Source organism: Aquimarina hainanensis (assembly GCF_042684685.1).
Lineage (GTDB): Bacteria > Bacteroidota > Bacteroidia > Flavobacteriales > Flavobacteriaceae > Aquimarina > Aquimarina hainanensis.
This window is the reverse complement of record NZ_JBHULX010000039.1, coordinates 1035892-1049846: the sequence shown is the minus strand read 5'-3', so window position 1 is coordinate 1049846 and position 13955 is coordinate 1035892. Positions and strand designations below refer to the sequence as shown.

The 13955-nt window shown below is 32.7% G+C and carries 10 protein-coding genes; 3 read left to right on the top strand and 7 right to left on the bottom strand.

Annotated features, from left to right (window positions below; genetic code table 11):
- Positions 1-32 precede the first annotated feature (32 nt).
- The 3 genes from pta to ACFSTE_RS20445 all read left to right on the top strand — a co-directional run bounded on the left by pta (position 33) and on the right by ACFSTE_RS20445 (position 4211).
- Positions 33-2126, top strand: coding sequence for a phosphate acetyltransferase (gene pta / locus ACFSTE_RS20455; RefSeq protein ID WP_176029816.1), 2094 nt, complete (start codon positions 33-35; stop codon positions 2124-2126).
- 9 nt (positions 2127-2135) lie between these two features.
- Positions 2136-3320, top strand: a complete 1185-nt coding sequence (locus tag ACFSTE_RS20450) for an acetate/propionate family kinase (RefSeq protein WP_378255460.1) — start codon at positions 2136-2138, stop codon at positions 3318-3320.
- Positions 3321-3605: 285 nt separating this feature from the next.
- On the top strand, positions 3606-4211 hold the full coding sequence (locus ACFSTE_RS20445) for a hypothetical protein (RefSeq protein WP_176029818.1): 606 nt from the start codon (positions 3606-3608) through the stop codon (positions 4209-4211).
- 223 nt (positions 4212-4434) lie between these two features.
- Here ACFSTE_RS20445 and ACFSTE_RS20440 read toward each other — a convergent pair whose 3' ends face one another.
- The 7 genes from ACFSTE_RS20440 to ACFSTE_RS20410 all read right to left on the bottom strand — a co-directional run bounded on the left by ACFSTE_RS20440 (position 4435) and on the right by ACFSTE_RS20410 (position 13945).
- The gene (locus ACFSTE_RS20440) at positions 4435-5430 is read right to left on the bottom strand and encodes a hypothetical protein (protein WP_378255458.1); all 996 of its coding nucleotides are present in this window, start codon (positions 5428-5430) and stop codon (positions 4435-4437) included.
- The gene (locus ACFSTE_RS20435) at positions 5414-5938 is read right to left on the bottom strand and encodes a hypothetical protein (RefSeq protein WP_378255456.1); all 525 of its coding nucleotides are present in this window, start codon (positions 5936-5938) and stop codon (positions 5414-5416) included. The genes ACFSTE_RS20440 and ACFSTE_RS20435 overlap by 17 nt, the downstream gene beginning before the upstream one ends.
- A 59-nt stretch (positions 5939-5997) precedes the next feature.
- Positions 5998-6930 (bottom strand): hypothetical protein, encoded by a 933-nt coding sequence (locus tag ACFSTE_RS20430; RefSeq protein ID WP_378255455.1) that lies wholly within the window; start codon positions 6928-6930, stop codon positions 5998-6000.
- A 280-nt stretch (positions 6931-7210) separates the two neighbouring features.
- Positions 7211-8059 (bottom strand): hypothetical protein, encoded by an 849-nt coding sequence (locus ACFSTE_RS20425; RefSeq protein WP_378255453.1) that lies wholly within the window; start codon positions 8057-8059, stop codon positions 7211-7213.
- Positions 8050-8478 (bottom strand): hypothetical protein, encoded by a 429-nt coding sequence (locus ACFSTE_RS20420; protein ID WP_378255451.1) that lies wholly within the window; start codon positions 8476-8478, stop codon positions 8050-8052. The genes ACFSTE_RS20425 and ACFSTE_RS20420 overlap by 10 nt, the downstream gene beginning before the upstream one ends.
- Before the next feature lie 22 nt (positions 8479-8500).
- Entirely contained in the window at positions 8501-9328 is an 828-nt protein-coding gene (locus ACFSTE_RS20415) for a hypothetical protein (protein ID WP_378255449.1), read from the bottom strand.
- A 9-nt stretch (positions 9329-9337) separates the two neighbouring features.
- Entirely contained in the window at positions 9338-13945 is a 4608-nt protein-coding gene (locus ACFSTE_RS20410; RefSeq protein WP_378255447.1) for a hypothetical protein, read from the bottom strand.
- Positions 13946-13955 lie beyond the last annotated feature (10 nt).

Here is a 13955-nt window from a genome sequence, read left to right as displayed (position 1 = left end):
GGCGTATCTTTGCAGCACCAAATTAACTGTACATGTGTAAATCTGTTTATATAGCGACCATTGAACCAAACAGTGGTAAATCCATAATTGTTTTAGGGTTAATGCGTATGCTGCTAGGAAAGGTTGCCAGAGTAGGATATTTCAGACCTATTATTGATGACCCCAAAGAAGGAGAGGTCGACAATCATATCAATACGGTAATCTCCCATTTCGAACTGGATATTAATTTCAAAAATGCCTATGCTTTTACTCGCAATGAGGTATTACAAAAATACAATCAGGGAAAATCCGGAGAGGTGATCGATGGAATCATCAGAAAATATAAGAATCTGACAGAGCGATTCGATTTTATTCTGGTAGAAGGAACTGATTTTTCTGATGAAGGGAGTATTATCGAATTTGATATCAATGTTGTGATTGCTAAAAATTTAGGGATTCCTGCGATTATTGTAGCAAATGGAGTGGATAAAACCAATGAAGAGATTGTTTCGAATCTAAAATTAGCACATGATACCTTTCATGGAAAAGACGTGGAAGTACTGGGCGTTTTTGCTAATAAGGTATTAAACGGAAAAGAGGAGCAGTTAAAAGTTGATTTGTCAAAAGAATTCGGAGATCAAATTGATAAGATAGTCATTCCACAGGTAGCTTCCTTAATTAGTCCGACAATTAAAGAAATTGTAAAAGAGTTAGATGGCAAGGTACTATTTGGAAAAGAACATCTCAATAATCAGGCAGTTAACTTTGGTGTTGGAGCAATGCAGTTGCGAAATTACCTTACCCATCTCAAAGAGAATAGCCTAGTCATTACTCCAGGGGATCGGGCAGATGTTATTTTGGGTGTATTGCAGGCAGATATTTCTGCGAATTACCCTAAAATTTCAGGAATTATTCTTACCGGAGGTATTGTGCCGGAAGAACCTATTCTGAAATTGATAGAAGGAGTCTCCCTATCTTTCCCTATTGTATCAGTACCTAGCGGGACCTTTTCTATAGCCAATCAGATTGGAGCAATAAAGCCCAAAATATACGCTGATAACTTACAGAAAATAAATACGTCTATCAGTACTTTCGAAAAGTATGTAGACGAGGAACACTTATCTAATTCTTTGATCACTTTTACATCAGAAGGGTTGACACCTAGTATGTTTCAATATGATTTGTTTAAAAGAGCTTTGCTCCATAAAAAACATATCGTATTACCAGAAGGATCAGACGAGCGCATTCTGAGAGCCACTGCACGTTTAGTAGCATCAGAGGTAGTGGATGTAACCCTGATAGGGGATGAACAGAAAATAAAAAGCAAGGCTTCTTCTCTGGATATTGCCATCGATTTTGATAAGGTAACCATTGTTTTTCCAACTGAATCTCCATATTTTGAGGAATATGCGCAGACATTATACGAGTTGCGAAAGCACAAAAATGTGAACATGGATATGGCTAGAGATATGATGGCTGATGTGTCATATTTTGGAACTATGATGATTTATAAAGGTCATGCAGATGGAATGGTATCCGGAGCTGTACATACTACTCAGCATACGATACGACCAGCATTACAATTTATTAAGACCAAACCAGGTGCGAATATTGTTTCTTCTATCTTTTTTATGTGTCTGGACGATCGGGTATCGGTATTTGGAGATTGTGCGATTAACCCCAACCCAAATGCAGAAGAACTGGCAGAAATCGCAATTACCTCTGCTGATTCTACAGCAGCTTTTGGTATAGAACCTAAAATAGCGATGCTGTCATATTCATCAGGAACATCAGGAAAAGGAGCAGATGTAGAGATTGTGCGTTCTGCTACGGAGATTGTAAAAAAACAACGTCCGGATCTCAAAATCGAAGGACCGATACAGTACGATGCGGCGGTAGATATGGAAGTAGGAAAAAGCAAACTTCCGGATTCTGAAGTCGCTGGACAAGCAAGTGTATTGATCTTTCCTGATCTCAATACCGGAAACAATACGTATAAGGCAATTCAGCGGGAGACAGGTGCATTAGCCATCGGACCGATGCTACAAGGACTAAATAAACCGGTAAATGATCTCAGTCGTGGATGTACTGCTGATGATGTATACAATACCGTAATAATAACAGCCATTCAGGCACAAGGATTATAAAAAGCTTATATGCAAGTACTCGTTTTAAACTCAGGAAGCTCTTCTATAAAATTTCAATTATTCACCATGCCAGAGGAGACGGTAATCTGCGCAGGTCTGGTAGAACGTATTGGTTTGGAGAATGCCCGGATTACGTATAAAACCGATACAAATACTCTAGAGGAGGAGGTATCTATAACCAATCACAAAGAAGGATTAGAGTGCATTGCATCCTATCTGATGGATCAGAAGACAGGGGTGATTAATGCCGCAGATGATATTGCCGTTGTAGGGCACCGAGTGGTACATGGAGGAAGCTCGTTTGCAGAGACGGTAGTAATTACAGAGGAGGTGAAACAAAAGATTGCAGAATTAGCTCCTTTGGCTCCGTTGCACAATCCAGCTAATCTGATAGGAATTGAAGTAGCAGAAACTATTTTTACCCAAGCTACTCAGGTAGGGGTTTTTGATACCGCATTTCATCAGACGATGCCTGTAGTGGCATATAAATATGCAATTCCAAATCAGTTTTTGGATACCCATTATATTCGGGTATATGGGTTTCATGGAACCAGTCATAAATATGTATCAGAAAAAGCCAATGCTTTTTTAGGGAAGGCTGCTTCCCGAATAATTACCATTCATTTAGGGAATGGGTGTAGTATGACTGCTGTAAAAGATGGAAAAAGTATAGAGCATTCATTGGGATTCGCTCCTATGAATGGTCTTATTATGGGAACTCGTTCCGGAGATATTGATCCGGGAATTATTTTTCATTTGGTAGATTCATTAGGGTATACCATGGAGGAAGTGAGTTCGTTACTACAAAAAGAAAGTGGTATGCTAGGCTTAACAGGTTTTAGTGATCTCCGGGATATAGAAGCTGCCGCTGAAGCTGGAAATAAAGAATGTCAGCTGGCATTAGAAATGAATGCATATCGGATAAAAAAGTTTATAGGAGCTTTTGCTACTGTTATGAATGGACTTGATGCTATTGTCTTTACTGCAGGAATTGGAGAAAACTCAGACGTGATCAGAAAATTGGTATGTACTGATCTCGATTTTCTGGGAATTCAGCTGGATGAAGAAAAAAACGCAGTACGATCCAAAGAAATCAGAGCGATTAACAAGGAAGATGCTTCGGTAAAAATCTTAATAGTACCGACTAATGAAGAGTTGGAAATCGCCAAACAATCTGTAGCGTTATTAGAATAATAGCGATATAAATGATAGTACGAATAGTACCCGGTGTTTCTTAACAAGAAATACCGGGTATTTTTTTAAGCAGTATTCAATCTCTTTTCCTCGGTAGATTGCTAAAAGGTCACAGGTAATTTCTTTGTTGTTCTAAATAGATAATTCAGTAACTGGAAATAATTTTAATAAAAATCCTCTTTTTTGGGTAATGAAATACATGCGTACACTCTTATCAATAGAAACCCATGTGGAGGAATCCGAAAATCCAATTGATAAAAAGAGTAGGAAAAAAAATCTAACGTTATGAACAATACACACATTACATTATTACTGGTTTTACTCTCTTTCACGACATTACTAAGCTGTACTAAAGAAGCGCTTCCTGCAGAAGAGGTAAATATTACAGAAGAGGAATCAATTACATTATATCTGGCAGATGTAGATGAAACCATTACGGTAAAAAGTCTTGATGAAGTAAAAGTAATTATAGCCAAACGCTATGATCAAAATAACAAGGCAGTAAAAAATGCGATAGGTAAGATTAACCTATTCCAAAAAGAGATGAAGTATGCAAGTACACTGGACTTAACAGATCCCGATGTGGAAAAGAAATACAGCCAGCAAATACAGCAAAAATATAGTAATCATAAAGTATATAACAAATCGACAAACGGGATATTATGGGATGGTCATGCTACTGGGTTTTTAAGTGTAACCACTATCCCTTTGAACCTGAAAGCCAGCAAGAGAAATAAAGCATCCAGCTGGTCACCTATAAGCCCGGGAACAGTTGTGTTATGTGATAAGAAATGGTTTAAAGGAAGTAAGTTTGTCTTATTTTCCATTATTCCAGGACCCACTGCTGTTGTCCATACTCCCTTTGACAACAAAGCAGATTCTTTTTTCTAAAAGAAAGCAAAACTGCCTTTACTTAGTAAAGGCAGTTGTTTATTATAAGAGGTGTTGTTTCTTAAAGGGAAATAGAGCAGTTACTAACCAAACAGATTTGAACTTACTTCGTATAAGTATGTTATTTTCTTTTCCCAGAGAACATCAATTTCATCTGATTAACAAACACAATAGGATGAAAATGATATACGGTAGAATTAGCAGGAAAGATACGTTTCGGATTTTAATCTTCTACCTTACTAAGTGTATTATCGCATTTATCTATCCAATTATAAACACCATATCCTTCTACTTTTTTTGTACGTCTATTATACATGCCAATCCACTTATTTTTTATGGTATTGTTTTCTAAAATTTCTATTTCAGCTATGGGATGGGTTTTTGAAAAAGACAAAATATCCTCAGGAAAATATTCAGTATTCTCAGCGTGTCTATAAAAAAGCGCATACTTATTTTTAGCATCTTTTACTTTTCTTAAAGTACAAGACAAATAAATTTGATTGGTAAGAGATAAAATAACCTTGTAAGGTTGTATTTCTATAACTTCTCCTTCACTATCTCTTAATTTTACTTCTTCATATTTAAATGACAAAAAGCTTGAAGGTTCATTAACACAAGCAAATTCACCTATAATAGGAAGCTTCTCTATTTTTGCAAACTTATTATCTTCGGATTTCTCTTTCTCTAAAACTCTATCTTCTTTTTTAGGTTCTGGAAAATTATCTTTAGTAACAAAACTTTTTATAACACTTTTGTTTTTAACAATACTATCAAGTCCATCAAAATATCTTAAATATCTTATCTCCCATTCTCCAATACCTTTATTTTTATTTAACCATTTAAATTTTGCATAGTCTATTTCTGAATGCTTAAAATTTATCTGATATATATTATTAATTAAGGTTACAGAATCAAATGGTATTTCAAAATAATATGTTTCATAAACATCAAGTACTGTATGAAAAAGATTCTTTTCTGTTTTAATCGAATTTCCTGCATTATAATCTAGTATATTTTTATAAGTGTTATACTTATCATATTCAGGGTTACTATGGATATATATCCATGTTTTGTTGGCAATATCATCAGGTAAACCTTTTAAGATTTTTTGCTCATTATTTAACGAAATATTCTCTTGAGCATTATTTTTACAAGATATTATTGTAAAAAGTAATATAAGTAAGAAAACTAATCTATTCATATTATTTGAAGTTTCCATTGGTTTTGTTACCTCTGATTTGAGTTAGTGTATAGGTTCTAGCTAGATTATGTTGCGGTATTCCTGTAATTGACCAATCATCATTTACATACAATCTATTTTGGTCATGTTGTCCATTAGCAGAATTACTTGTTCCTTCTTCATAAAAAAGAAAATATCTTTTTTCATTTTCATAACCACGACCTACTATAATTACAAAATGATCAGTAGATTTATCATGATTTTGCTCGTGTTTAAACCCTTTTGTTTTTTTTACTTGTTTATATGTATGGCGAACACCAACTAATATGGGATTCCCTTTTTCTAACTCTTGATCTAAATAATCAATACCTGTTTTAGTATTTTCTGCAATAGGTGTAGTTGTAGTATAACTTCCATCTGCTTCAGTCTCTTCTAAAGCTACTTGAATTAGGTTATTAGAAGTGCCTAAATCTCTACCGTTTACAGTTGTTGATTTATTTCCTCTTTTACCTCCAGCTGTTAATCCTACAAATTCTTGTAGAATCATTAACGAGGTGTTGTAGCACATCCAGCTTTGATGACTATGTGATCCCTAAGTATCGGCGGTTACTGTTTTATTATAATCTCACAGGTATCATTATTCCAATCATGATTTGATAGTTTGGGGTAATTCTTTGTCTTGTTATTATACAAACCAAACCACTTCTTTTTTATAGTATTGGAATCTATAATTTCTATTTCTGCTATTGGTCTTGTTTTTGAAAAATATTCAATATCATTGATCTTGTATTTGGTGTCAAAAAAATAATCGAAAAACAAAGCATATTTATTTTCTACACCACTTATTTTTCTGACTTGACAAGAAACATTAAAATATTCGCCTAATTCTATTTCAATTATATTATTATCAGATATTCTTGTTTTACCTAATTTATATATGTTACCATTTTCTTTATAATCACAAGAAAAATTACCTGTGACTCCTATTTTGTTCACCTTAACATACTTAGAATCCATAGAAGGATCTTTTTCTATAATAACAGTTTGTTCTTTTGGTTTGGGGAAATTTTCAGATGTAACATAATTTTTAATAACGTAGTCATTTGTAAACGTAGCTTCTTGACCATTTTCATAACGAAGATATTTAATTGTCCAAGTTCCAATACCTTTGCTTTGATTTTTCCATCTAAAAATACAGTATTCAACATCTGTACTATTTAAAATTATTTTATATCCGCTTTCTAATTTCAATATATATTTGATGCCTATTTCTAAAAGATTATCTTCATATACATCAACAGTCATATTTAAATTATTCAATTCTGTTTTTATCAAAGATGATTCTGAATAATCTAATATTTCTTCATATGAAGAACTGATGTCGTCTAATAAAATCCACGTTTTTAAACTTATTTCAGATGGCAAACTAGTTATTTGCTTTTGAGAAATAATATTTTCAGAAGAAATTCCTTTATCAACTTTATTCTTGCATGTTATGTTAAAAGCACAAAAAAAGAATATAACAATTAAAATTCTCATAGCAGCTTACTTAAAATTACCATTAGTTTTATTTCCTCTTACTTGGGTTAAAGTATATGTTCGTTCTGTTTTATGTTGTGGATTCCCTGTGATTGACAAATCTTCATTTACAAAAAGCTTGTTTTCATCATGTTGTCCTTTATTTGGATAGCTTGTTCCTACTTCATAAAATATAAAAAACCGTTTCCCATTTTCATAACCACGACCTACTGCTGTTACATAATGATCAGTAGTTTTATCATATTTCTGTTGTTTTCTTCTCTTTTTTTGGGTTCGGGACTTAAAACCCTCGTTCTTTTAGCTTTATTTCTTTACCTCCCTCTATTAGAGGACTTTTTGCATAGAAATCGTCTCCCTTTTTGTAGATAGTGATTAATGATTTACTCGTATCCCCTGTATATGTATTATATTTTGAATCTTCTTCATAATATAGTTCTAGACCTTTTTTTGTATTCTTCTTAAGGCAGAAGTACTCAAAACTTTCATCATTTGAAACCTTTTGAAAAATAGCAGTATCCGAATCAAAGTCTTCAAGAGTATAAATAATTGAAAAATGCGGATCATCAGGATTAGTATTATACTTTAAAAAATCAAAATCATACTCATTTTGTTTTATCTCTGATAGGATGATATCGGCTATCTGATTAGAGTCTTTTGCGATATTAGTGATTTTGTAGTTTTTATTAATTAATTTAACTTTTACATACAAAACCGTTTCATGTCCCATATTTATAAATTCGACTTTATAAACATTGTTTTTAGAAGTTTTTGAAGCTTTTAATGTGTTTAAATCAAATTTATCATAATCTTGGGCATGTATAATACCATCATAATCTAGGCTACCTAAATATTTACTAAAATCTTTAGATAAATATTTATTTATGTCACATGTGTTTGTACTATTATTAAAGTCGATAAGATATGAAGTGTAAAAGTCTATAATAAAATTGATTATTTTATCTTTGTCATTTTTATTATCGTTATTTAATTCTGTTTTTTCCGTTTCAACTTTTATTGCTAAAGTATCGGTAGTGAAACTGTTATCATTTTTGACCTGCTGTTTGCATGAAACAACGGCTTGTACAAAAAAACAAAGAATCAAAAGTTTTATTATTTTATTTATTTCCATCTGTATATTTTGTAATTAGGTTTTGCTTTTCTATAAGAATTCCCAGGGTAAAAAGTTCTTTGGATAAAATCAGAAACCCAGTTTTCTCCATTATACATTTGGATATGACCATCTGGATTTCCTTTGAAAGACTCCATAACAGCTATATCACCTATTTCATAATCTCCATCAGAAATTTCTACAAATCCTTTTTTAAGCAAAAAAGGACCATAGTCTTTCGCTGACAAAGGTCTTCCTAGAGTACTCATTCCACCTGCTTCTAACGCCCATCTCACATACTTAGCACAATAGCCTACAGCTACATCCATAGCACTGGCTCTTTTGTTCAATCCTTTGATTACTTTGTTTAGATCAAGTCCTTCTTTTTTATTCTCTATGGGGTCTTGTGGTTCAGGCTCTTTAATTCCAAACCTTTTCAAGAAGCCTGCGGTAGCAGGGGGACTATTTTTTCAAAACTTTAAACTCTCCTTTTCTATCGGTTAAAGAAGTAGCAATGTATTCGTTATCTTTAAGAATAAGCTTTAATAACAACCCTTCATCAGGGTCTTGGTTATAAATAAATAAAGCCCCTTCTTTTTCTATTGCATAACTTTTTCTATTTTCTAAATGTCGATAACCATAACTTTTTAAATTAACAGAATCTAAAGAAATATATAAGTCATAACTTTTACCTTCACCTAATTCTACGTTTTCTTCTCCTTCTTCTACACTAGTAAACTGATAAAATCCTTCCCATTTTTTAGAAAAACTACTTTCATTTGACATAATAGCACCTTCCTTATAATCACCAGAACCACCACAAACAATATCATAAGGTTTAGTTTTTTCGTAATATTCTTCTCCATTTACAGTCCATTTCACTAACTTTTCTTTTAAGTCTAAGACTTCAACTCTAAATATAACATCATAATCTAAATCATTCTCAATTTTTATATCCAGTGTTTTTGAATCAATTTGTTTAATTTTTTCTATTTTATATTGTGTAGGTTCCATTCCGTCATACTCGTAAAGAAAATTATTTTCAAATTTAATAGTTCTCTTGAACGATGCACAAGGTTCATCGCCTATCAAAGCCACCCATTTTCTACTAACAAATTTTTTAAAATCCTCGATATTAGAAAAGTACTCTTGTTCTTGTGAAGGCTCTTTTGACTGTTGTTCAACAGCAGTAAGGCTTGGATTACCTTTTTGTGACTGATTTGTTTGTTTCGCTTTAGAACAAGCACTTAAAAAAAGAAACAAGCAAAATATTTGTATTAGTCTGATCATTTTTTTGTATTAATTTTTACGAACTTGTGTTACGGTATAGTTCCTACTTTTATTATGGGCAGGAGTTCCTTTTAAAGAAAAATCATCTCCTAAAAACAACTTATTACTAGCATGTTGTCCATAATGTAACCAACTAGTACCTACCTCATAAAATCTATAATAAGTTTTATTGTTTTCACACCCTCGTCCAACTATGACAACATAATGATCTGTTGTTCCAGGATCACCTAATTTAGGATCCCTGTTAATTATTTTTCCATTATGTCTATAATTAATTGTATGATTTAAACCGACTAATACAGGATTACCTTTTTTTAATTGGCTGTTGATATATTCAACACCTTCTTTTGCTTTAGCGGTTAATGTTAACTTAGTATGCTCATTATCCTCCAAAGCAGTTATAATCATTCCTGTTTTATAACCAGAGGTTTTACTAAGTCCTGCACTCATTAATAGTTTTTGTGAAGTCCTCCAACAACCATCTGTTTGCATGTATTTTTTTCCCTTATTTTTACCTGTTTTGTACACAGCCCATTCCGAGTTATTAAATTGCGAGATCCAAGCAACTTTACCAGTAAGATCAATGCATTTTTCTTCACAAGAGCATGCTGGACAATCATTAGAAGTATTTGTATGCGGAACTCCTTTATCATACCATTCCTGTATCGCTTCGGCTATTTCCCAAACATAGGTTTTACCTCCAACCTTTCCATGTCTTTCATAAACTTTTCCTTTGCTATTCTTTTTAAATTCGTCTTCTTCTCTATGAAAAGTAGGATTTCTATGATACGCATCTTTTTTGTCTCCCGATGCATTATCATCAAAAACTATAAAATCTGGATTTACACCTTGACCAACAGCACTTGGCCATAAAATGGCTAAATAAAAATCTGCTAATGTTTTTAATTTACCCTTGTGTCGAGATAAAAAACATTCCACATAACATAATTGATCTTCGGCTGTCATGTTCTTTAAATCTATCTTTTTAATTTTTGCTTTATGTATAAAGTAATTTTTATTCAAATCTTTTACAGCATCATTACCAAATTGAATTAATCCTACATACCCTATACCATTTGCATCTTTTGCTAACCCATTATCAATACTAGGACTAAATTTCCCACCAGTTTCAAGAGCCATTGCAGTCATTAGGTGGTTAGGGTCACATTCCAGACGTTTAGAGATTTGTACCACTCGTTTTCTAAACTCACAAGAGACTTTTTTACCCCAAACAAGCTCAGGACAATCTTCATTTCCACCCTGCTGCTCAAACATCAATTTCATTTGATTAACAAAAGCAATAGGATGAAAATGATATACGGTAGAATTAGCAGGAAAGATACGTTCCGGTTGTTTCGGTTTTTCTTTTTTTGTCTCTGCAGGTTTTGGTAGGGTAGTGGTTGCTACTGATCCTTCACTGATTGCCCTTTCCTGATCAGTAATTCCAAAATCTATTTTATTAGGTTTTGGATTCTTTTCTTTAGGGGGTTCTGGTTGATAGGTCGTGTTAGCAGCAGCATCCCAAAACATTAAATCTGTAACTTGTTGTTTTAAGTTAGCAAGGTATTCTTGTTTTAGATTTTCCATTTCATCAATTATGCTTTGCTCACATTTATTATTTTTGGCAAAGTTGATTTGTGCACTATAAAACTTTTCTACATCGGCTTTTATTTCCTCATAGGTATAATTCCATTCGTTTTTATGTTTGGCAATGATCCTACTCATTTCATACCGCACTTCATTGAATCCTAATGCAAATCTAACTTCATCTGCGTTTATCACATGATCCATTATGTTGAAGTTGTTCCATATCTTTTTAATAAACTTACTTTTGGTTTTGGTAAAATCCTGTGAATCTTTTATTTCGTAGATGTACTCATCCCCACCATCCAAAATATTGAACCCAAACTGACCCCAATTATAAGGGCTAAAAAACTTGTTGTCCTTCATTTCCTGAACTTTTACCCACCCCTTTTGACTTATCTCATTTTCGTTACCAAGGTATAGGTTATGGGTCTCTACTTTTTTGTAATGGAATTCACCATTTTCTTCTCCTAAGATAATATCTTTTTTGTTAGTGAGCTTTACTACTGTTGATTTTTCCAGCAGAAAATCGATATCGTCCTTGTTATCAGGTCTAGCCAGCCAGATATCAGTTACATCTTTGACCAGACCTATTTCGTCTCCAACTTTTGGGGTATAGCTCTCTTTTAGCTCATGGCTTTGTATTTCTTGTTTTTTGTTAAACTCTTCTATATTAAACTCTACAATTCGATGAGTGGCTGCTTTGCTTGAAGCTCTCACTTTATCTCCTTTTTCATTACAGGCTCCTCTCCATTTGAGTTCAAAACCGGATACATTAGGTAGCTTATTTTCGAAAAAAGCAAATAGGGTGTCTACATCCTCATGGACTTTAGGGTCTTTTCCTGTATTGTCTACGGGTAAGATTTTATAATTGGTTTCACTGATTTCAAATTTTTTATACACATCTACGGGCAGTATGGCTTGTATTACTTTCTCATCTTCGTGTATAATATTGGGGACTATAGCTGCTTCCTCTTTTTCTATGTATATATAAGTTAACCCTCTGTATAAAGAGTTTTTATCTCCTTTAATTCCATTTTTATTACAATAAAAAGAACCATTCGAAAATAAGCGAGATACTTCTGTCAGACTTAATTTTCCATTAAAAGCCGCATTTATCTCATTAAATTTTGGCGTGTTTTTAGGGATTACAGGATAATGATGTTTGGGCTCTTTGGGATCATTTTTTGTCCATTTTATTAATTTCCCTTCTGTAGTTTTCATCAGACTACGTTTAACAACACCTGATATTTTTTTTTCAGTTTCTTTCTGATACGTTTTTTTAGTTACATTTTTTCTTCCTACTTCTTGTGGTTCATTATTTTTTGCCGGATCTAGTAGAAAATTAAAGTGTAAATATTCTATTTCTTCTAATAGTGTTTTAGGTCTTTCTACATAATTTGTTATACTTTCTGCATCTCTAACACTCTTATATATTTTTGTTTGAGTGGTTTTAGTTTCATATTCATAGTTAGTGGATAAATCCGAAATAGGAACCCAAAAATCATAATCAACAACTCTTTTCTTTGGTGTGTGCCGGACTTTTACTAAACTGTTTTTTACACCTGATATATGAGTAAGAGTATCTTTTTTAGTAATAGTTCCATCAAATATTTTAGAGATATAATCATAATTTATAATGTCATAAACTATTTTTTTTCCTTTTGACTCTTTTTTGTTGATGGATAATGCGCCTTTTTCGACAGTGCGTTCTATGGTGTTTAGAATTTTTACTTTGCAGAAATTCCCTTTTTTAGCAATTACCTTGACAGGGGTTTTAGCCTCTATAGTTGGATTATTGGGGGCTTTTAGTGTTTTATAAAGGATAGCATTTTTTGGCAGTTTATAATACTTCTTTTTATCCAAAGGGTTTTCTTCTTCAGAATAAATATCAAAAGTATGGTTTATAAATTTCTTAATCGTATCATCATTCTCTGCAGCCATAAATATTTCATGATGGCATACATAATAATCCTTATTTGTTTTAATTTGTTTTAAACCTGTATACCCTAGCTGTGTCTTTGCTTTTACCGGAATGTCGCAAGCAACAATCGTATTTTTTTTAAACTTAGATTCATCCAGTGTATGTACGGTTGTTAGATGTTTAAGCTTTACAAATTCATTGGTTCCTTTGATCGGAATATATCCATTTTTAATTTCTCCATCTGTCTGTAATGGTTGCGTACTTTTTAAAACCCTGATGACGGGTGCATTAGTAGATGAGTTGTTATATACCGGAATTCCTTTAATTTTTGAAATGTCTTTTTTATAGGTAGTTTTATAGGTTGTTTCAGTAAGCTTGGTGCTAATTCCACGATTTACATTAGCGTAATAATTGGTACAAGTCTCACCAGCTAAGTCTTTAAATGGCGCAAGTTTTTTATACGTACTTGTTTTGGTTTTTCCATTACGTTTATAACGTATAACAATCGTATTTTCTTTTTTAGAATCATCAGCCAAAGTGAATTCTGTATTGACAGGCAATACCACTTCGGTGTTCTTTAGCTTTTTGTACGTTTTAGTTTCTTCATGCTGTTCAAATTGATAGACTCCTAAACCTTTTATTTTTTGGTCTTTCCCTGTTTGATATTCCTTTTTTGCCAGAAAAGGAGGAAACTTAACATTTTTAGATGTGTCTTTATCAGAATAGGCGTTAATTGGTAATAAATGATTATATAGACTATAGAAAGTTATATGTTCCTCTTTCTTTTCTGTACTTTCATTTTCTTTTCCTTTATTATTAACGATGTGTTTTACATACGTAAAATCATGTTGCATTATAATAAAACAATTGGAGTATTCGGATGTATACTTGCTATCTTTTCCTTGATTTTTGGTGATTTTTTTATATGCTTCTTCAAAACGATAGGCAATAATTCTTCCATCGGCAATGGCTTTGATACCGATACCTTTTCCTTCAATATGAATTCCTCCATGCCAAGTGTTCTCTCTACCAATAAGAAAGTTACCTTGTTCACTTCTAAAGTTAAATTTTTCACTATCAAGTTTATCCGCAGGGAATGTAATAATCATACTATTGATT

Coding starts and splice junctions, on each gene's coding strand:
- pta (WP_176029816.1), top strand. CDS start 33: ATGTGTAAATCTGTTTATATAGCGACCATTGAACCAAACAGTGGTAAA.
- ACFSTE_RS20450 (WP_378255460.1), top strand. CDS start 2,136: ATGCAAGTACTCGTTTTAAACTCAGGAAGCTCTTCTATAAAATTTCAA.
- ACFSTE_RS20445 (WP_176029818.1), top strand. CDS start 3,606: ATGAACAATACACACATTACATTATTACTGGTTTTACTCTCTTTCACG.
- ACFSTE_RS20440 (WP_378255458.1), bottom strand. CDS start 5,430: ATGGAAACTTCAAATAATATGAATAGATTAGTTTTCTTACTTATATTA.
- ACFSTE_RS20435 (WP_378255456.1), bottom strand. CDS start 5,938: ATGATTCTACAAGAATTTGTAGGATTAACAGCTGGAGGTAAAAGAGGA.
- ACFSTE_RS20430 (WP_378255455.1), bottom strand. CDS start 6,930: ATGAGAATTTTAATTGTTATATTCTTTTTTTGTGCTTTTAACATAACA.
- ACFSTE_RS20425 (WP_378255453.1), bottom strand. CDS start 8,059: ATGGAAATAAATAAAATAATAAAACTTTTGATTCTTTGTTTTTTTGTA.
- ACFSTE_RS20415 (WP_378255449.1), bottom strand. CDS start 9,328: ATGATCAGACTAATACAAATATTTTGCTTGTTTCTTTTTTTAAGTGCT.
- ACFSTE_RS20410 (WP_378255447.1), bottom strand. CDS start 13,945: ATGATTATTACATTCCCTGCGGATAAACTTGATAGTGAAAAATTTAAC.